The 19,205-nt window shown below is 69.8% G+C and carries 16 protein-coding genes and 1 pseudogene; 8 read left to right on the top strand and 9 right to left on the bottom strand.

All coding sequences use genetic code 11. From position 1 onward, the window contains the following. The first annotated feature begins 168 nt into the window (after positions 1 to 168). Positions 169 to 738, top strand: coding sequence for a sigma-70 family RNA polymerase sigma factor (locus ABD385_RS29705; RefSeq protein ID WP_344581875.1), 570 nt, complete (start codon positions 169 to 171; stop codon positions 736 to 738). 85 nt (positions 739 to 823) lie between these two features. Here the strand turns inward: ABD385_RS29705 and ABD385_RS41425 are convergent, their stop codons facing one another. Further along, the gene (locus tag ABD385_RS41425; RefSeq protein WP_425585509.1) at positions 824 to 1,078 is read right to left on the bottom strand and encodes a WhiB family transcriptional regulator; all 255 of its coding nucleotides are present in this window, start codon (positions 1,076 to 1,078) and stop codon (positions 824 to 826) included. A 429-nt stretch (positions 1,079 to 1,507) separates the two neighbouring features. Here ABD385_RS41425 and ABD385_RS29700 point away from each other — a divergent pair, with 429 nt between their 5' ends. The 3 genes and pseudogenes from ABD385_RS29700 (at position 1,508) to ABD385_RS29695 (ending at position 3,057) form a co-directional block, all read left to right on the top strand. After that, positions 1,508 to 2,038 (top strand): DUF6328 family protein, encoded by a 531-nt coding sequence (locus tag ABD385_RS29700; RefSeq protein WP_344581873.1) that lies wholly within the window; start codon positions 1,508 to 1,510, stop codon positions 2,036 to 2,038. Between the two features lie 589 nt (positions 2,039 to 2,627). Further along, positions 2,628 to 2,813 (top strand): annotated as a pseudogene (locus ABD385_RS41420) (FAD/NAD(P)-binding protein); the annotation flags it as partial. 73 nt (positions 2,814 to 2,886) lie between these two features. Next, on the top strand, positions 2,887 to 3,057 hold the full coding sequence (locus ABD385_RS29695) for a hypothetical protein (protein ID WP_344581871.1): 171 nt from the start codon (positions 2,887 to 2,889) through the stop codon (positions 3,055 to 3,057). 464 nt (positions 3,058 to 3,521) lie between these two features. On the opposite strand, the gene ABD385_RS29690 is transcribed toward ABD385_RS29695, so the two are convergent. From ABD385_RS29690 to ABD385_RS29660, 7 genes are all read right to left on the bottom strand, one after another. Beyond that, complete coding sequence (locus ABD385_RS29690; protein WP_344581869.1) at positions 3,522 to 6,512, bottom strand: NHLP bacteriocin export ABC transporter permease/ATPase subunit; 2,991 nt, start codon at positions 6,510 to 6,512, stop codon at positions 3,522 to 3,524. Positions 6,513 to 6,528: 16 nt separating this feature from the next. Beyond that, positions 6,529 to 8,712: an NHLP family bacteriocin export ABC transporter peptidase/permease/ATPase subunit gene (locus ABD385_RS29685; protein ID WP_344581868.1), complete on the bottom strand. Its 2,184-nt coding sequence runs from the start codon at positions 8,710 to 8,712 to the stop codon at positions 6,529 to 6,531. Then, the gene (locus ABD385_RS29680; RefSeq protein WP_344581866.1) at positions 8,712 to 9,533 is read right to left on the bottom strand and encodes a biotin/lipoyl-containing protein; all 822 of its coding nucleotides are present in this window, start codon (positions 9,531 to 9,533) and stop codon (positions 8,712 to 8,714) included. Before ABD385_RS29680 ends, ABD385_RS29685 begins: the two co-directional genes overlap by 1 nt. Positions 9,534 to 9,633: 100 nt before the next feature. Then, positions 9,634 to 9,837 (bottom strand): hypothetical protein, encoded by a 204-nt coding sequence (locus ABD385_RS29675; RefSeq protein ID WP_344581865.1) that lies wholly within the window; start codon positions 9,835 to 9,837, stop codon positions 9,634 to 9,636. A gap of 107 nt (positions 9,838 to 9,944) precedes the next feature. Next, a complete protein-coding gene (locus tag ABD385_RS29670) occupies positions 9,945 to 10,163 on the bottom strand; it encodes a hypothetical protein (protein ID WP_344581863.1) in 219 nt (72 codons plus the stop codon). Between the two features lie 200 nt (positions 10,164 to 10,363). Next, positions 10,364 to 10,561 (bottom strand): hypothetical protein, encoded by a 198-nt coding sequence (locus ABD385_RS29665; protein ID WP_344581861.1) that lies wholly within the window; start codon positions 10,559 to 10,561, stop codon positions 10,364 to 10,366. Between the two features lie 24 nt (positions 10,562 to 10,585). Beyond that, positions 10,586 to 12,223, bottom strand: a complete 1,638-nt coding sequence (locus ABD385_RS29660) for a RodZ family helix-turn-helix domain-containing protein (RefSeq protein WP_344581860.1) — start codon at positions 12,221 to 12,223, stop codon at positions 10,586 to 10,588. Positions 12,224 to 12,520: 297 nt separating this feature from the next. On the opposite strand from ABD385_RS29660, the gene ABD385_RS29655 reads away from it, so the two are divergent. The 4 genes from ABD385_RS29655 (at position 12,521) to ABD385_RS29640 (ending at position 15,872) form a co-directional block, all read left to right on the top strand. Then, positions 12,521 to 12,742: a hypothetical protein gene (locus tag ABD385_RS29655; protein WP_344581859.1), complete on the top strand. Its 222-nt coding sequence runs from the start codon at positions 12,521 to 12,523 to the stop codon at positions 12,740 to 12,742. Positions 12,743 to 12,900: 158 nt separating this feature from the next. Further along, positions 12,901 to 14,025 carry a chitinase gene (locus tag ABD385_RS29650; RefSeq protein WP_344581858.1) on the top strand — a complete coding sequence of 375 codons (1,125 nt, stop codon included), beginning with the start codon at positions 12,901 to 12,903 and terminating at the stop codon, positions 14,023 to 14,025. Between the two features lie 493 nt (positions 14,026 to 14,518). Beyond that, positions 14,519 to 15,112, top strand: a complete 594-nt coding sequence (locus ABD385_RS29645; RefSeq protein ID WP_344581856.1) for a hypothetical protein — start codon at positions 14,519 to 14,521, stop codon at positions 15,110 to 15,112. A gap of 202 nt (positions 15,113 to 15,314) precedes the next feature. After that, complete coding sequence (locus tag ABD385_RS29640) at positions 15,315 to 15,872, top strand: hypothetical protein (protein ID WP_344581854.1); 558 nt, start codon at positions 15,315 to 15,317, stop codon at positions 15,870 to 15,872. Between the two features lie 68 nt (positions 15,873 to 15,940). Here ABD385_RS29640 and ABD385_RS29635 read toward each other — a convergent pair whose 3' ends face one another. After that, the gene (locus tag ABD385_RS29635; RefSeq protein WP_344581852.1) at positions 15,941 to 18,808 is read right to left on the bottom strand and encodes an AfsR/SARP family transcriptional regulator; all 2,868 of its coding nucleotides are present in this window, start codon (positions 18,806 to 18,808) and stop codon (positions 15,941 to 15,943) included. Between the last annotated feature and the right edge of the window lie 397 nt (positions 18,809 to 19,205).

Raw genomic sequence — 19,205 nt, 5'->3', positions numbered from 1 at the left:
CGTCGGCGGCTGGTCACGTAGCTGCTCGCTCGGGGAGCCCCCGACGCACGGAATGCCGACCGGCACCAACGCCGCCCACGTGGCGGCGTTGGTGCTTCATTGGGGCCGTGTTGGTCGCAGCGGACAGTCTGTTGACACCGGAATCGACAGGGCCAATTCCCAGGGGGCATGAGCGACATGCAGGCGCCGACCAAGAGCTGCAAGAAGTCCACCGAGCTGGTCACGCTCGACGACGAGACGCTGGCTGAGCTGATCCGGCTGCATGGCAGCTATCTGCGAGGCGCTCTGATGAAGATCACCAAGGGGGACCGGGCGCGGGCTGAGGACATCCTTCAGGAGACGATGGTGCGCGCATGGCAGCACCCGGAAGCGATTGCGAGCGGCCCGGAGCATGCGCGTCCGTGGCTGTTCACCGTTGCCCGGCGCATCGCCATCGACCACTTCCGGATGCAGGCGGCCCGTCCGCAGACGACCACCGACGAGATTCCCGAGCAGCGCCGCAACGGAGCCGACCCCTACGACGGCGTGCTCCTCGCGCATGACATGCAGGTGGCACTGAAGGAGCTCCAGCCACAGCAGCGTGAGATCCTGGTCGAACTGCATATGAAGGGCCGCTCGATGGCCCAGGCCGCCGAGGCCCTCGGAATTCCCGTCGGCACCGTCAAGTCCCGCAACTTCTACGCGGTACGAGCCTTCAGGCAGGTGCTGGAAGCTTGTGGAATGGCCTACGCGGCCTGATCCCCGATGCCGTCAGCCCTCGGCGGGAGGCCGTCCATTCCCGCCGCCGCGGCGGCGGGCGCGTGCTCCGCAGCTCGTCCGTGCCCTACACATCGGGCCGATCCCGACGGACTTTGCGCCGCTCCTCCGGCGTGAGCCCGCCCCATATGCCGGTGTTCTCCGAGTCCCGGAGCGCCTGCCTCAGGCACGCGAGTCGCATGGCGCACGTCGAGCAGATGATCTTGGCTGCCCTAATGCGTCCACTCCACGGTCCGGCATACGTCGGCGGGTAGAAGAGCTCGGGATCAGCATCGGCACACGCCGCTGACAACAGGGACGTGTCGGGCGGGCGTTGCGTCATGTCGGATTCCTTTCCGAGTGAGCGAAGCGAGGGCGCGGCAACTGCGGACTGACGCCACGCGAGTACGCTGGTGTCGGGAATCTCTGGCATTTCCGCAAAAGGGATCCCTATTCCTCTACGGCTGGGAGGATCCGATCTGTTCACCCGGCCATGGCAAGCCGTGGACACTACGTGGCGACCAGGCCGAGCACGCACCTGCGGCGACATTGGCGCCGCGTTGGTGACCGACGGGTTGAGCTAGCAATTCCGGGGGGTCGACGCAACCTTTACCTGTATGGCCGGAAAGCGAACATGGGGTGAACCTGCGCGTGTCGCTTTGCGTTCTTGAGGTTGGAGCAGCTGGCCAGACGCTTCATCACCGAGTGTGCATCTGGCCGTAGGCGCTCCAAAGAACGGGCGGCAGCGAATTCCCCAGAAATAGGAGCCGTGATGGCAGTCGCAGAAACGATAGCCGAGGTGTCCACCGACGAGTCCGTGCCTGATCCGGTTAGCGCGCAACCCTCCTCAGGAGAAATTCATCGGGCCCACCTGGACCGCGAGTACGCCGAACTCCTCCAGGAGATCCGAGTTGCTCAGACGGGCGTTCAGATGCTGATGGCCTTTCTCCTCGCCATGGCGTTCACGCCGCGTTTCGAGGCCCTCGGCACCTTCCAGCGTGGTCTCTACCTCACCGCCCTGCTACTCGCCGCGGGCGCGACGGCGATGCTCATTGCCCCGGCGCCGATCCACCGACTGCTCCTCAATCGTGGGCTGCGGGAAGAGCTCGTCAAGTTGGCCAGTCGCCTTGCCGTCGCCGGCCTCACGCTGCTCATGGCGTCGATAGTGACCGCACTGCTGCTCATCTTCGACGTCGTCCTGGGGCGGGGGACCGCCTCCGTCCTCGCGGCGCTGACTCTGGCCTGGTTCGCCGCCTGGTGGTACGTCTTCCCGATGCGCAGCCGCTCGCGCGCCAGACGGTGACGCGCACGGGCCGACGAGCATCGGGGAGCTACGACGCGGTCGTAGCGCCCGCTACACGTCCGGACGGCCGTCAGTGCCAGACGCCGTCCGGACGGCGCCGGCCACCCCCTGGACGGCTCTAGCCGCCCCTCGTTCGCGCCGCCGTCCCCGTCATCGACCAACCCCCTTGTGACGTGGGCCTCTTCACCGGTTGCCTCCGTGGATACTCCGCCCTTCAGGACCCCGTACGCGTCAAGGAACGCAACCTGCGCCGCAACCCGTGCTTGGCCAGGTTGGATCTTGGTAGGGCGTCGACGAGTCCTGCGCCAACTGCCGCTCCAACTCCGTGACCGCTCGGGCAACACCTGGATCGTCTTGGCCTGGACAGCGCCAACGACCCCAACTCAGCTGTATCGCTATGGCTGATGCGGTCCGGCGGTGAACCTCTGCTCGTCGACGTCAACGGGCTGATCACGTGCCCGGTCAAGGCTTTTCTTGACGGCTACCCATGCTTGAGCTCATCCTAATTCGCATGGAATGACTGGTGGTTGACTGTGAGTCTCGAGTGGCATGCTGCGGATTCCCGACCGCTTCGCCATCAGGGGAACTCATGAACATCTCGGTTGGCGTTGTCGGCGCCGGACCACGTGGACTCGGTGTTCTGGAAAGAATCTGGGGAGCACAGGGGATTCCCTGGGGCAGTATGACGGTCCATGTGATCGGCCCGAATGCGTCTGGTTGCGGCACGCACAGCCCGGACCAGGCCAACCATCTTTTGATGAATGCCGTCGCCGGGCAGGTATCGATCGGCCGCCCGATTCGGCGAGGCATGTCCGCGGGTCAACAGCTGCCCGCTGTGTGCCGCCGCTTTGGCGACGTCCGGTTTCCCGGTCAACGGGGCCCGACTGGCCGAACTGCTCGGATTCGACGAGCCCGTCCAGAACTCCTTCGATGCCGCCCAGTTGCCGTTGATCGACGTCGGGTTCGAGGCGGCGTCCTGCGCGATGACCCTGGCCCTGTCGATCGGCACCTTCCTGTAGGACGTGCACGCCCAGTACCACCACGCCAGGCCGTGGATTCAGTTGGACAGCAACGCCTTGCTCGCGCCAAGCACCCTGGTGCCGTAGAAACGCAACCCGGTCGCACTGAACCGGGCCCGGCTGCTGGCCAGCGAGGTACTCGGCGACGGCGTCCCGACCGCGTTCGCCGCGCACAACGTGTGTTCAGGACTGACCGACTACAAGCGCGGCGAAGCTACCCGGACCTTGGCGCCGACTGCTCGCCGACGCCCGGTCCGCGCTGGCTGCCGATGCGGCGTGGACGGAGGGAGTCGCTGCTCGGTTGACCGCCGCCGAGGCCTGGATGGAGACCACGTTCGCCGAACTGATGAGGTGACGCCGGGTTTTGCGGCCCCGGAAGCGCCTACGCCGCGGAGCCCCTGGCCTGGGCAAGGGGCTCCGCGCCGGTGGGGTCCGCGGCGCGCCGCGCCGTTGACCGGCAGCGGCTACCCCTGCTGGCGGCGTGCCAGGCGGTGGAAGAGACCGTCCTCGTCGGCGAGGAGCTCGGCTGGCGAACCGTTCTGGACGATGCGGCCCTGTTCGAGGACGACGATACGGTCGGCGTCCAGGACCGTCGAGAGGCGGTGCGCGACGACCAGGCGAGTGGCGCGCAGGGTGCGGGTGCTCTCGGTCACGATCCGCTGGGTCTCGTTGTCCAGGGCGCTGGTCGCCTCGTCGAAGAAGAGGATCTTCGGGCGGCGGACCAGCGCCTGGGCGATCATCAACCGCTGCCGCTGACCACCGGAGAGCGAACTGCCCCCGTCGGAGAGCACGGTGTGCAGCCCCATCGGCATCGCCTCGATGTCGTCGGCGAGTCCGGACATCTCGACTGCGGCCCGCACCGCGGCCATGGAGTGCTGTTCGGCGCCCCGGATGTTGTCGAGGATCGAGCCGCGCAGCGGGCGGGCGTGCTGCATGACGACACCGCACTGGCGCCGTGTCGCGACCGTGTCGAGGCCGGCCATGTCCTGGTCGTCGTAGCGGATCGAGCCGGTGGTGGGGCGTTCGAAGCCGATCAGCAGGCGGAGCAGCGAGGACTTGCCGCTGCCGCTGGGACCGACGATCGCAACGAACTCCCCGGGCTCGATCTCCAGCGACACGTTCTGGAGTACGGGCGGGCCGTTCTTGCCGTAGCTGAAGAACACATCGCGTACCTCGATCTTTCCCGTCAACGTGCCCGGAGGTCGAGGCGCTTCGGCGCCCTCGGGGACTTCGCTGGGCTCTTCGAGGATCGGCTTGAGCCGTTCGAAGAGCGGCACGATGGAGCCGAGCGACGCAACGGCGCCGACCAGTTGAGCGGTGGCGGACAGCTGGATCGAGAAGGCCACCGAGAAGCTGAGGAACTCACTGACCGAAAGGCTTCCCGGGCCGGACGCGGCGAGCGTCCCGTACAGCGCCAGAGTGCTCAGGGGGACGTACGCCGACGTGAAGACGGTGACCGCGTGCTGTAGGCGCAGCACCCGACGGGTCAGCTCCTGACTGCGGGCGAAGTGCTTGGCCCACTCGCCGTAGGCGAAGTTCTCGGCCGCGGCCACCCGCAGTTTGGGCAGCCCCTGAAGTGTCTGGAAGACCTTGTCGGTCAGCTTGTCGTCGAGTTGCATCAGCTCTCGCTGCCACCTGAGCTGCCGCATGACCAGGGCGCCGAAGACCGCCGCGTTGACCAGGACCAGGCCGAGGGAGAGCAAGGTGAGCGATGCACTGTAGGTCAGTTGGAGAACGAAGTTGGAGATCGCCAGGAGGATCGTCTGGGTGATGGTGGTGGTGATGCCGGAGACGGACATCCGGATGCGGCTGATACCGAGTGCGGTTCCGGCGAGTTCGCCGGTGGAGTACCGGCTGAAGAATCCGGCCGGAGCGCGCAGCAGACGGTCCCAGACTCCTGCCTGGAGGGAGGCTTCGAAGCGTCCCTCGGCACGGAGCATGGACAGGTTCTTGACCACGGTGAACGCCATCGAGACCAGAGCGGCCAGTACGACCGCGAGGCATGCCTGCGCGATCTGCCCGCGTTCACCGTTCGGAATGAACGTGCCCAGGACCTTCCCGGTCACCACCGGCACGACCAGACCCAGGGTCACCGCCACCCCGCCGGCGGCGGCCACTCGGAGCAGGTCGGGCGTGCTGCCGCGCAGACCGAACTTCAGCAGGCCGACGAGACCGGAGGTCTCCGCGGTCAGCGGCCGGTAGAACATCACCGCGGTCGGCTCGATCTCCGCGGCGACCTCCTCCGTCACGCGCCGCGCCCGGGCCGTTGCGGGGTCTACGACCCGATAGCCGCCGCGGTGCCGGAGCAGGGCTACCGGGGCACCGGTCTCGCCGATCCTGCCCAAGAGCGGGCCGGAGTCGCTGCGCCACCACTGCGCCTTGAGCCCGACGCGCCGGAGGCGGAAGTGGGAGGTGAGCGCGATGCGTTCGATCGGGTCCAGGCGGTTGTCGGCGTCGCTCGGTGGGGGAGTGAGGGTGATCCCCATGGCCTTGGCCACCACGGTGACCGCGGCGAACGTCGCGTCGTCGGCAGGGGGCTCGGCATCCGGGCCGGGCCGGCCGTCGGGCACGGTCGCCGGCTGCTCGGCGGTTTCGGCACCGGAGGTGGGCTTCAGCTGGGAGTGCAGCGTCCGTACGGCTCCCGAGAGCGCTTGGGCGGCGGCGGTCCGGCCGGCCAGCAGCCTCTCCTCGTCGTGCCGCCGCTGACGGTCCAAGAGGTACCGCACCCGCTGCTCGCACTCGGCGAGCTGCGGCCAGAGCGAACCGTCCAGTAGCAGATCGCCGGTACGGCAGAGCCCCAGTACGGTCTCCGAGGTCGCCCGCAGCACGTCGCCCCCGGCCAGCGGGATCACCTCGCCCGCGCCGGACTGGCCGAGCGCGGTGTTGATTGTGCCGCCGCCGATGCCCACCCACAGCAGGCCGCTCTCGGAGACGCCCTCCCGGCCCGCGGGCAGTTTCACGGAGCCCGGTGTCAGGGGGGTGCGATCATCCTCGGCATCCCCCTCGCTGAGGAAGGTCGTGCTCAGGCAGTCGAGCATCCCCTGTAGTCCCGATCCGACGCCGCGGGCGAGGGCCTCGTGCTGCGGCGGCAGGGCATCGGGGGCGGAGTGCTCGTCGTGGTGCCGAGCCAGTTCGGCCCGCAGCCGGACGAGGTCCAGGCGGTGCAGCGAGGCACCCGGCGCGGGACGGCCGACCAGGACGTGATCGGGCCCGCTGGAGCAGCTGGGCAGCACACTGCCGGGGCCGAGCCGGGCCAGGAAACGCCAACGACCGCGCCCGAGGCCGGCCACCCCGTACAGGTCCATCTCGCCGCCCGTGACCAGCCACAGCGGGCCGGGGCCCAGCAGGGCGACCGTGTCGCCGTCGGCCGCCTCGCCGGCGTAGGGGGCGAGCGCCGTCGTGTCCGCCACCCGCTGTTCCTCGGTGGCGACCGGCGACATCCGTGGTTCCGTCATGGTGGACGCCTCCCTCTCAGTGGCCTCGAACCAGGTCGGCGTAGGCGCCGCCCGCCGCGATGAGTTCGTCGTGGGTGCCGCGCTCGGCGACCTGCCCCTTTTCCATGACGATGATTTCGGTGCTGTCGCGGACCGTGCTCAGCCGGTGTGCGATCACCAGGCAGGCGCAGCCGCGGCGGCGTGTGTTGTCGGCGATCTTCCGTTCGGTCTCGGCGTCCAGCGCGCTGGTCGCCTCGTCGAGCACGAGCACGCTGGGGTCGCGCACCAGGGCCCGTGCGATCTCCAGGCGTTGACGCTGCCCGCCGGAGAAGTTGCGGCCCGCTTCCTCGACCCGGGACTCATGGATACCGCCGCGGGCCGCCACGACCTCGTACACCTCGGCGTCCCGCAGCGCGGCGATCACCGCCTCGTCCGGGATGGTGGGATCCCACAGAGCCACGTTGTCCCGCACGTTGCCCTCGAAGAGGAAGATGTCCTGGTCGACGAAGGCCACGGAGGCGGCGAGCACGCTGCGCGGCGCCTCCTCGCGGAGCTGTCCGTCGAGCCGGATCGCGCCGTCCCAGGGCTTGTACAGGCCCGAGACCAGCTTGGAGACGGTGGACTTGCCGCTGCCCGATCCGCCGACCAGGGCGACCTGCTGGCCGGGGCCGACGGTGAGCGAGAAGCCCTGCAGCAAGGGTGGGCCCAGGGGGCTGTAGCCGAAGCTGACGTCGTCCAGTTCGAGGTGGCCGACCAGACGGCGGATCCGCTCCGGTTCGGGCCGGGTGAAGGCATCGTCCGGCTGGAACTGCTCGACATCGCGCAGCCGTGCCACGTCGACGGCGAAGTCCTGGACGCGAGCCGCGACGCCGCTCAGTTCACCGACCGGCCGGGAGAAGCCGGTCATCAGGGCCTGGAAGGCGACCAGCATGCCGATGGACACATGGCCGTCGACCGCCCGCATACCGCCGATGTACAGCACCAGCGCGCTGTTGAGCGCGGCGAGCAGCGGTGCCACGGTGGCCAGCAGGGAGGTGGGCACGCCCACCCGCTGCTGGGTGTCCAGCAGCGAGGCATGGTGCCCGGCCCACCGGCTGAAATGGGAGTTCTCGCCGCCGGTCGCCTTGAGGGTCTCGATCTGTTGCAGACCGTCGAAGGACGCCGCGTAGAACTTGGCGCGGTCGGCCCGGAGTTTGGCCACCAGGCTTTCCCGGATCCTGGAGGAGGCTTTGAGAGCGCCGATGTTCAGCAGCGCCATGCCGATGCCGACCAGCGTGAGCTGGGGGTCGTAGGACCACATCAGGAACGCGTAGACGACCACAACCACCGCGTTGACGGCCGTGGTGACCAGATCGCGGGCCAGGATCTGCGCGATCGAATCAGCCGTCCCCAGCCTCCGGGTGAGTTCGGCGGGACTGCGCTGCGCGAAGAAATGGACCGGAAGTTTCAGCAGGTGCCGGAAGAAACCGGCATGGCTGAGCGTCGCGGTGATGATCTGAACCCGACTCAGAAAGGTCTGCTGTAGAGCGGTCAGTCCCGTGCCGATCAAGATGACCGCGACCATCGCGGCGAACAGCGGAGCCAGTACCGAGGTGTCGCCGCGCAGCAGGGCGCCGTCGATGAACGCCTGGGTGAACGCCGGCATGGCCAGACCGACGAGGATGAGCAGCAGACTGGCGACGATGGCGAGCGCCAAGGGGGAACCCGTGCCGCGCAGCCGCGAGAACAGCCCGGAGAGGGGGCGGGGCTTGCGTCCACCAGGTTGGAAGTCGGGCCCGGGCTCGAAGGTGAGGACGACACCGGTGAAGGAGGCGTCGAACTCCTCGGGGGTCACGGTGCGCCGCCCGTTGGCCGGGTCGTCGAGGAAGACGACCGGCCGGCCGAACCGGCGCCCGGTGCCCTCGTACACCACGAAGTGGTGGAATTCCCAGAACACGATGGCCGGACCCGGAATGCGGGCGAGGCCGTCGGGTTCGACGCGCAGTCCCTTGGCGACAAGCCCGTAACTGCGTGCGGCCTTGACCAGGTTGGACGCCTTCGAGCCGTCCCGGGACACGCCGCAGACCAGGCGCAGTTCCTCCAGCGGAACGTACCGCTTGTGGTGGGCCAGGATCATGGTCAGGCATGCGGCACCGCACTCGACGGCCTCCATTTGGAGGGTCGGCGTGGTGCGTACCGGCTTTACCGCGCCGGCGCCGGCGGCCCTCGTCGCGATCGCCATCACTTGCTCCCGAACCAGTCGACGGGGCGCAGGCCGGCCAGGTGGACCGAGCCGCTGACCAGGGACCTGGAGGGAAGTGGGAAGGGCGGTTCGGCGCCGTTGGACCACACCAGTCCGGTGGGCGTACGGCCCTTGGCGGGTGTCAGTTGCACCACGACCCGAACCGGCTGCGTGCTCTGGGCGAAGCGTGCGGCCAGATCCTCGTCGGCGAGGAACGAGGCGATCTGGGCACGGCTCTCCGGTACGTTGCCGACGGCCGCGACCGTACCCCGCATGCTTCCGTACTTGGGTGGGGGAGCGCTCGCCACGGTCAGGTCGACCTGCTGGCCGACGGCGATCCCGGCGATGCTGCCGGGCGGCAGATAGAGCACCGCCACCAGCTGCGCGTCGGCGTCGGAGGCGGGCTCGGCGATGGCGAGCGGCGTATTGGCCGTGACGACCTGGCCGTTGTGGGCGGCCACCGAGGTCACCACGCCCGAGGCGGCCGCCTGGACATCGACCCGCTGCTGGTCCGGAGTCACCACCTGGGCCACGACGTCTCCGGCGTTGATGGTCTTGCCCACCGCCAAGTTGTCGCCGATCGAGACAAGTTGCCCCGCCGCAGTGCTGGTCACCGGGAACCCGCCGTGCGGATGGGTCAGGATCCCGGCGCCCGTGGCGCTGCGGGGGATGGTGCCCACGAAGGCCCAGCCGACACCGGCGAGCAGAGCCACCACCAGCATGCCGAGCGCCAGCCAGCCTCCCGAGTGGGCGAACCGGACCGGCACATCGAGCTCTTCCGGCTGCTCCAGCCGGGCCAACGCGTTGCGGCGGTACTCCATGACGCCCGCCCTCCTGGTGTTGTGTGTCGTCGTCCGGATGGGAAGGGACTGAGGACCGGAGCAGGATCCGGCTCCGGTCCTCAGCCCAGATCAGCCCTCGTCAGCAGTTCGGTTCGCGCGGGGTGGCGAGGAGCGCCGGCTCGCCGTACTCCCGGTCGACAGTCGGGAGCACCTGGCCCTGCGGCTCCTGCTCGTAAGGGACAGTCGGCTGCCGGTCCATCGTCACCTCGCCGTCACCGCCCGCGACGGAATCCAGGTCGGCATCGGTGAGTTCGACGGCATCGTGGTTCGGGTCATTCGTCATGAGAGTTCCTTTCGCTGCGATACGGCTTCGGGTTTTCCGGGGCCGTTGCCAGTGGCGTCGAATGCGAAACGCACACAAGGGAATACGGGGTGCGGTGCGGAAGAGGTTCAGCCCTCTGCGGGCCCCGCGGGTGTGGGGTTGTCCACGTTGCCGGGGAAGGAGTTGCCGGCCTGTTCGTACGTCATCCCGGCCTGGAGCTCCAGCGTCTGCTCGTGCTCGGAGACGGGGGCGGTGGCGTTGACGTTGCCGGCGCCGGACCAGCCGCCGGCAACGCCGTCCAGGTCAGTGTCGGAGAGCTCCACGGTATTCTCGTTGTCCTTCGTCAAGGAGTGTCCTTTCGATATCGGCGGTCAAACCGTTTTCTCCGGAACCTTGCAGGCCGACGTCGAAGGCACCGGCACTCTTCACTACGGGGCACGCCGCAGATCTGGTTCACCGGCCTGGGATTCGCTCTTCGGTCAGGACCCGGAAAACGCGAAACGAGGGCCGGAGCGCAATTCCCAATCCGGCCCTGCCCGTTCCGGTATCAGCTCAGCAACCATCCTTTTGTGCGCTTCCTGATGCGTTCGTCGGCGTTCTTCGGTGAACTTTCCGGTGAACTTTCCAGCGCGGGTTCCGCTGACGGAGCCGCTACGTCGCCGTCGCGGTCGACGTCATCCGTTTCCGGCTCGGCGTCATCGGCGTCGGTCGCTTCGATCGCCTCGTTGTCGTCGTTCTGCGTCATGGTCGTCCTTTTCTTGAGAAGCCGTCACGCCGTTGCGTCCCCCGCATCGCGCCTGCGCGACGGCGCGCCGGCGTCCTCAAGTGCCGGAGCGGGCACGGACGAAGGGGGATCGGCAGATGGCGGCCCGACGGGACGGGACACGTCCGCCACGGGACGTGGTATGTCGGCGTCGGCATGGGATGCGGGCACGGTGGTCACGATCCCCGTCGGCGGAGCGACCACCGTGGCGGGTCCCGTTGGCGCAGGCGTGGCCACCTGCCCCTGGCGCCGCGCCCTTGCCGGCGTCGAGCGCCGTGCGACCTCGCCCGGCTGCGTGTCCGGATCCACCGGCACCAGATCGAAGGCCCGGACGGTCAGGCGGCTCGCTGACCGGGACGCGGTGTCGGCTGTGCCCCGGATCATCAGGCCGAGCGGCTCCTCCGCGTGCTGCGGCAGCCGTTTGAGCAGTTCGCCCACGTTCTCCCAGATGTCGGTGGGCAGCGACCGGCCCTTCTCGCCGACCATGAGCAGCGGCAGCTGCGGGTCCGCTGCCCGGAAACGGGGCTCTCCGTCCTCGGCAGCCCCCTCCTGCCGCAGCCACAACCCGCTTGGCACGGCTTCGAGTTCCCAGCCGGGAAAGGCTTCGAACACCGCCGGGCCGACACAGGTCGCGCCCGGGACCGGTCGGCGCCAACTGGTCGGGACGATCCACCGCCGGTCCCGCGCCGCGGTGAGTTTCGTCAGATACGGCTCCCAGGTGGGGCAACCGTCCGCGTCGAGATACACGGGGGCGCACCCGCCCTGCAGGCCGAGTGACCGGAAGGCGGCGGGCTGACCACCCGAGGCGGTGGGCATCGGCAGGCCGAGGGAGACCAGGACCTCCTCGTCGAGGTCTTCCGCCAGGCGGGCCGCCATGTCGTACAGCGGCGCCGGTGCGGACCACGGCGCGCTGAGCACCACTTGGGACCCCTGACCGGTGCGGGGCCGGACGGCTTCGGCGAGCTGCTCGGGGCGGACGGTGGGCGACTCCGGCGAGCCGACGACCACGGTCACGGTGCCCTCCCCCGCCCAGGCGTCACCGAGCGCACCGGGCCGCTGCTCCGAGGGGGCGGAGGTTATCCAGTAGCCGTTGGCGATCTCGGTGACGACGGCGGGGCCGACCGGGGGAAGGTGCTGCCGCACGGCCTGCGGCTCGGGCCAGGTGTCGCCCAGCCGCGTGGACGGTTGCGCGGGTGCGCACCGCCACCACGAGGCCGGCGTACCGGTCGCTCCTGCCACGACCTTCAGCCTGCCGTCGGACAGCAGGGAGACCACGCCGTCCGGCGCGACGACCGCCAGCCCCAGGACATCGGCGAGCAGCTCGGCGGGGCGCGGTCCGCCACTGCCTGCGGCGGCCAGTCCGGGGGTGGCGAGAACCAGGGTGGTGACGCCCCGTTCCTTGGCGATCCGGGCCACCTCGGCGAGTTCCCTGCGCAGGACGGCCGCCGCGTCGCGGGCGGCGGTGAGCACCACCAGGGTGCGGGCGCCGGTGGACAGGGCGGCCAGGGACTCCGCGAGCGGTCCCTGGATCGCGTTGTCGGGCGCGACGACGAGATGGGGCCCCACGGGCCGGAGTTCGGACGACGGAACGGGCCCGGTCGCCTGCTGAGCCGTCGTGGATGCGGCTGCCGTACGTGCGCTCATCGGCGTTTTCCTCGACCTCCGGCGGACATGGCTGGTGCGTAGTGAAAGGCGCGTGGTGCAACGCGCTCACTGAAGGCCGGCGCGTACTACACGGGAGGCGCGGCCCCGTCACGTGGAACGGGTGCCGCACCTCCGCCGGTTCACGGAGGAACGCCCTGACGAGCTCCCCGGATTTCCGCGCCGCCGTGAACTGAACGCGTTCCGCGGTCCGTTCATGATGTCGAGCGGCCCAGTGTCGGTCGCAGACGTCCGGATCCACAGATCCACAAGGACGGTTCACGAACAGAAAGGACCACCATGGCGGACAACGTGGCGCCTCGCCCTGACGCGATCGAACTCACCGACGGTGACCTCGACGCTGTCGCGGGCGGCGGTGAGCTCAGCCAGGAAGAGTTCGACGAGATGAACGCCCGGAACCCCTACACCGCGGACAGTCCGGAAGGGGCCGAGAACGCCAAGAACTGGCAGCAGAGCCACGACCAGAGGGCGGACCAACTCATGCGCAAATGGGCGAACTAGGCGCGCGCAGCCATGACGTGCCGCCCGGCCCCCTGCCGGGCGGCACGTTGCCGTGCGCCGCCGGGCGCCCCCATGAACCGCTCCGTGCGTCAGGCCGTGGGACCCCAAGACGAACCAGCTCGAAGGCGGAACAGTTCGACGACAGGCCAGGAGGAGCCGTGAAGAAATGCGTTCCGGGGTACTCGGGCCTGCTCGCCCTGGCCGTCGTCACCTGTGCCGTCCTCGCCGGTGCGCTTCTCCTTCCCGCCCCAGGAGACGGCCCCGCGTCCACCGGCCACCGACAGGCCGCCGTCGGCTCCCCGACCCCCGCAGACAACCTGGGCCATGCGCACGACCGGACGCGTACGGCCGGCCCGACGCCGACCGCCGCTGTCCCGAGCCCGGTGCACCAGGCCGAGCCCGTCGGCCGCAACTCGCCCTACTTCTACCTTGGGTGGGGCAATCCGCAGGATCCGCTCGACATCATGCGGACCACCGGAACCAAGCACTTCGCCCTCGCCTTCGTCACCAGCGACGGCAGCTGCGATCCCGTATGGGACGACACCCGGCCCTTGAACGGCGGTCCCGAAGCGCAGGCGATCACCAGGATCCGGGCCGCGGGAGGCGACGTGATGGTCTCCTTCGGCGGCTGGTCGGGCCGGAAACTGGGCCAGGCGTGTGGCTCCGCCGAGGAACTGGCCGGCGCCTACCAGAAGGTCATCGACGCCTACCGGCTGCGCGCGATCGACATCGACATCGAGGCCGACGAGGCCCGCAGCGCCGATTCCCGCGCGAACACGATCGACGCGCTGAAGATCGTCAAGGAGAAGAACCCGGGCATCAAGGAGTATGTGACCTTCAGCGCCGAGCCCGACGGCCCCGACGAAAACGGACTCGCCCTCATCAACAGGGCCGCGTCGGTCGGCGTCGAGATCGACGGCTGGGTCGCCATGACCTTCGACTTCGGTGCCCACCGGGGATCCATGGCCGCCGTGACGACGACCTGCGCGGACGGAGTGGCCAGGGCGGTGCGCGACGCCTACGGATACGACCGGGCCACCGCCTACGCCCACACCGGCATCTCGTCGATGAACGGCATCACCGACACCAGCGAAACGGTCACCCTCGCCGACTACCGCACGATCGTCGGCTATGCCTCCGCACACCACCTGGCCCGGCTGTCCTTCTGGGCGGTCAACCGCGACCGCGCCTGCCCACCGGACAACCACGACGGCGATGCGTGCAGCGGCATCGGGCAGGAGGCGTACGTCTACGGCCGGGCGCTCGCCCGCTACCACGGCTGAGCTGCGGCTCCCGAGCGGACGCCGCCGGTGAACCCCACGCAGGCGCCGGCCCGTTGTGAGAAGTGGGAACGCCCCGGGCGCGTCTACGGCGGGCACAGGCACGGAGTGCCGTTCGGGACGTCCCGGCCGGTTCACGTCGCTGAAGGGGGCATCAGTGGGCAAGGAGCGCGTCGGAGGTGGGCGCACGCCCGATCCGCAGGAAGACGCGGGGTACCAGCTGCCGGCGGTGGCATGGGGCGGTGAAGAGCCCGCCGCCGCTGCACAGACACCCGCGCCTGGGGGAGCGGCGCAGCGCCCCCCTGACGCAGCGGGCAGGAAGCGGTGGGCGCCACGCATCGGTGTGGGTTACTTCGGGGCGGCGCCGGGGACGGGACGTCAGGAATCCCAGCGGACCTCCACGGTGACGATGGGCCCGGCCGGGCCCCGGACGGAAGAGACTTCCCCCGCTGGAGTCGGTGACAACCGGTCGCGGCGCCGCGGAATCTCCAAGCCGATGATCGCGGCCGCAGCGACCGTGGGCCTCGTGCTCGTCGGTGTCACCGTGGTGATCTCGCAGATGCCCGGTTCTGACTCCCATGGCTCGGCGTACAGCGGCATCGTGGGTCGCGGATGCGGCAGCAAGGGCGCCACCTTCACGGAGAACGGTTACTACGAGGACGGCGACAGCGGCTGGATACGGGACACCACGGGCGGCTACACCGGCGACGGATGCAGCGGACAGTACGACGCCGTGCCGATGTCCGGCAGCGCCGCCAAGGACGACGGGAACTCCGCGGTGTGGACGTTCACCGCCGATTCGCTGAACGGCGCGACGTGCAAGGTACAGGTCCACGTTCCCGACAACCCCGATGTGAAGCGGGTCGGCGGCAGGTCCACGTTCTACAGCGTCCACCCAGGCGCCGGCGCCGGCGCGAACACTCTGGGGACCTTCGACATCGACCAGGTCGAAAACCGCGGCAAGTGGTTCACCACAGGGCAGCTCAAGTCCACCGGCCGTTCGGTCGCCGTGGTGATGCACACCAGGGGCGAGGACGCAGACGGGGCGCATCACGCAGCGGACGTCGTGAAGCTGAACTGTGGCAACTGACCACACGCCCGGCAGCCGTCGCGCGCTCCCCCGACGAGGGCCGGGGGAGCGCGCCAAGACAAGAGCGAACCGAGCCGCGGGTGCCCACCCGCGGTTCGACGCATGGGCTCGTGAACCGCTCCTGTGCCCGCCTCCGTTCCCCCGAGGGAGGTGCCGCTCCACCGACGCTCCGCGGTCCATATCGGGGTCGTATGCTTGGTGGGTGAGTGAGCACGATGCCGGCTTCCACAGGGCGGCACCTCCGACGAAGGGCGTGGCACTCGGGAGGAGGCGCAATCGTGCCCCCGCTGTGGTGCGCCGCAGGGCCGAATCACGTGCGCCGATCGACGGCCAGGGGGGCTGGCGGATGCATTCCGAGCGGGACGCCCGCGGACGCGAGACCGTCCGTCGGTTCCTCGATGCGTTGCCGGACCCTCCGGAGGCGCCGGAGAGCGAACTCCCTCTGGGCACGGGCTTGCCGGTTCCCCCGGCCGACGCCGCGACCGTGATCGATGCCGCGCGCTCCGTTGCCGCCCGGTATTGGCACGACGAAGTCGAGGAGCTGCCGGAGCTGGTTCGAGGGCGGCTCGGCGAAGAAGACTTTTCCCAACTGTGCCTTCTCGCCGACGCGTTGGTGATCGGTGAACACCCTTCCGCGCACACCTGGTCCGAGCAGGAGCTCCAGCGCACGGCCGCATGGGTGGCCGTTCTGATGGACCGGCTGGGGGAGGACGGTGTGCAGCAGCTGATCTCGGTGCTCACGCAGACAGTTGAACGCTGACCGTGCGAGAGCAGGCGGGCGGAGCCCCCGATCGGGGCTCGTCGACGGCCGCGCAGGGAAAAGGACCGCTACCCCGCCTCCGGACCGCACTGATGGGCAAGCGCCGCCAGCTGATCCGTCAACTCCTCGGCCACAGCCCGGTTGCCACGCTCGTCGTACAACGCGATGGCGGCCCGCAGATGGTCCACCGCCTCCGCCGTGCGTCCCTCCTCCAGCAGGAAGTCGGCGAAGTGGTGCTCGGTGAGCGCATGCAGATGCAGACTCCCCGCTGATCGGCAGCGCGCCAACGTCTCGGTCCAGACCGCCTCGGCCTCCTCCCGCTGTCCGAGGTCCTGCAAGGCGTGAGCCTCGTTGACCATCGCCGAGAGGTGGTAGGTGGCATCCGGGTGGTCGCGGAGCGCCTGGCGTGCTTCGCGGGCGTAACGCAGCGCGGTCTCGGCGTCTCCGGACATCCCCTTGATCGCGGAAGCGTTACTGAGCGTGAAGGCCGCGCGCTCCATGAGCCCGGTGTCGCGGATGAGCGCGAGGGCCGACTCCGAGAGGCCGTCGGCACGGTCCAGGTTTCCCACGACGGCATGGGCCAGGGCGAGTGTGGCGAGCGCGTGGATGTGCACATGGCCGTGCTGCGGTGTCGTACGGCCGACGGCCTGTTCCGCGTGGGCCAGGGCGTCCTGCTCCCGTCCGCTTTCGATGAGGGCGGAGGCGGTCGACGCCTCCAGCGTGGCGATTGCCTCCGGGTCCGCGAGGTGCCGGGCCGCCGCAAGGCCCGAGCGCAGGCACTTCAGCCGGTCCGCGACCCGGCCCGCGCCGTGGTACAGCCCGTTGCACGACTCGGCCAGACGCCACGCGCGTTCGTACTCACCACTGCGGGCCGCGGTCTGCACCAGGGGGCGAACGGTCGCTTCCTCAAGGCGGAACCACGCCAGTGCGGAACTGACGCCGGTGATGCGGGGAAGGCTGCCCGGTGGGTACTCCAGCGGGGGAAAGACCCGGCTGAGCGGCTGCGGCAGGACGGCCGCGTGGGCAACCGCGGCCAGGTAGTAGTCCAGTAGCCGCGCGACGGCCTCCCTATGGGCCTCGGGCCCCTGTTCGGCAAGGAGTTCGGCTCCGTAAAGGCGAATGAGGTCATGGCGGCTGTAGCGGCCGGGGGCGGTCTCGTCGAGGAGGTGGTAGGCGGCCAAATTGCTGAGCGCGGTGCGGGCGGTGGCGATGTCGGAGCCCAGCAGCGCGGCGGCGGAGGGTGCGTCCACCTCGGTGCCGGGGTGGGCGGTGAGGAGGGCGAGGAGGTGGGCGGCCTTTGCGGCCAGATGGCGATGGGTGAAGGCCAGGGCGGTCCGGACACTGACGGCGCCTTGGATGTCCAAGGCGAGCAGCCGCGTGCGCTCGTCTTCGAGGGCGGCGACGAGGTCGGCGACGGTCCAGCCGGGGCGGGTGGCCAGACGGGCGGCCGCGATGCGCAGGGCCAGCGGGAGATGGTCGCAGAGGGCGATCAGGCGCCGCGCCGCGTCCTCTTCGGCCCGGACCCGCTCGGGTGTCAGCAGCCGGCCCAGCAGAGCCCAGGAGTCCTTCGGGGCCAGGACGTCCAGGGGCAGCACGGACGCACCCTGCGTGACGATCAGATCTTCAAGGGCGTTGCGGCTGGTGACGACGGTCGCGCACGCGGGGTGGGCGGGAAGCAACGGAAGCACGTCCCCCGCGGTGGCGGCGTTGTCTATCACGACCAGCAGACGGCGGTCTTGGGTCTGCTCACGGTAGAGCGCCGACCGTGCGTCCGGATCCTCCGGTATCCGGGCTTCGGGCACCCGCAGGGCGCGCAGGAAGTCACCGAGAGCATCCGCGGGGTCCATCGGGCCGGAGGGGTCGAAGCCGCGCAGGTCGGTGAACAGCTGTCCGTCCGGGAATCCGGCCGCCGCCGAATGCGCCCACCGCACGACCGTGGCTGTCTTCCCCACACCTGCCAATCCGACCACGACGGCCAGACCGCTGCCGGCGCGCTCCGCACCCAATTCCTGGTCCAGCCACATCGATTCGCGAGTGCGACCGACGAATCCAGCGGTCTGGCGGGGCAGCATCTGCGGGATGGGTCCGCGGGTGGCCGGCGGACCCACGTCGGAGGGTGCCGCAGGGAAGCTTTCCGGCTGGGTTTCCGGTTCGGCTGCGGAGGGCGACGCGGAGGCAGGAGCCACCAGCGCCGCACTCTGTGCCTGTGGTTCAGCGCGGTGGATGGCGGCGTAGGCGGCCTGGAGCACCGGGCCGGGAGGGATACCGAGTTCCTCGTCGAGGCGTATCGTCGCCTCCTGGAAGACCTGGAGTGCATCGGAGCCGCGCCCTGCCTGGTGCAGACACCGCATCAGCAGGGCGAGCGAGGGCTCCCGCAGCCCGTCGGTGCGGGCGACGAGCTCCAGGGCGGGGATGACCACGGCACCGTTGCCCAGACGCAGTTCGCACGCGGCCCACGCCTCCGTTGCCCGGACCCGCGAGTCGTCCAGGCGATCCGCCAGCGTTTGGCGCAACGGGGTGTCCGGCAGGTCCGCCAGCACCGGGTCCTGCCACATCGCAAGCGCCTCCCGGATCAACCGGGCAGCCTGCCTGTCGTCGGGCGTCGCTGCCGCCCGGGCGGTGAGGGTCTGGAACCGCAGGGCGTCCACGGCCTCCGGGTCGCCGGTCAGGACGTAACCCGGCGCACGCGTGAGGAGTTCGAAGGACGAACCGGCGAGCACCTTGCGCAGGGCGGCGATATGCCCCTGGAGAGCCGCTTTGGCCTGGGCGGGAGGCTCTTCGCCCCAGAGCAGTTCGAAGAAGCGCTCCACCGGCACGCTGCGCCCCAACTCCATTGCCAGGAGGGCCAGTACGCCACGGCGTTTCGCCCCGGCGATCGTGGCGAGACCACCGTCCTCGGTCCGCAGTTCCATGGGACCGAGCAGACGAATGTGCATGTGTTCCCTCCCGACATCGCCTCGCCCGCGAGGCGCGGCCAGGAGTCTATCGAGGCGAGGGCGGGCCTGACAGCACGCTGGCGTCTGCATCGATGTGGGCCCCGGGCACGCTTCGGCCGGGACACAACTGGAGTGCGGTCAGGCCGGGTTCGTGCTCGCGGAGAGCCGCGGCGAACAATACGTTCAGGTGCGTCTGCGGTTCATCCGGGCATGGCGTCGCCTGGTGCACGGCAACACGACGACCCCGGCCGACGGGCGGGGACCGTCGGCCGGGGTGGTCCCGAGCACGGGGGCTTTCGGGACCGTGGCCGCGCACGCCGGGCAGTAGGGACGCGTCGCGGCCACCGCTTGGGGCGGTCGCGGTCGTCGACGGGCCCGGGACACGGGCCTGACCGCG

The organism is Streptomyces lunalinharesii, from assembly GCF_039532155.1.
GTDB lineage: Bacteria > Actinomycetota > Actinomycetes > Streptomycetales > Streptomycetaceae > Streptomyces > Streptomyces lunalinharesii.
This window is presented reverse-complemented; position numbering and strand designations above follow the sequence as displayed.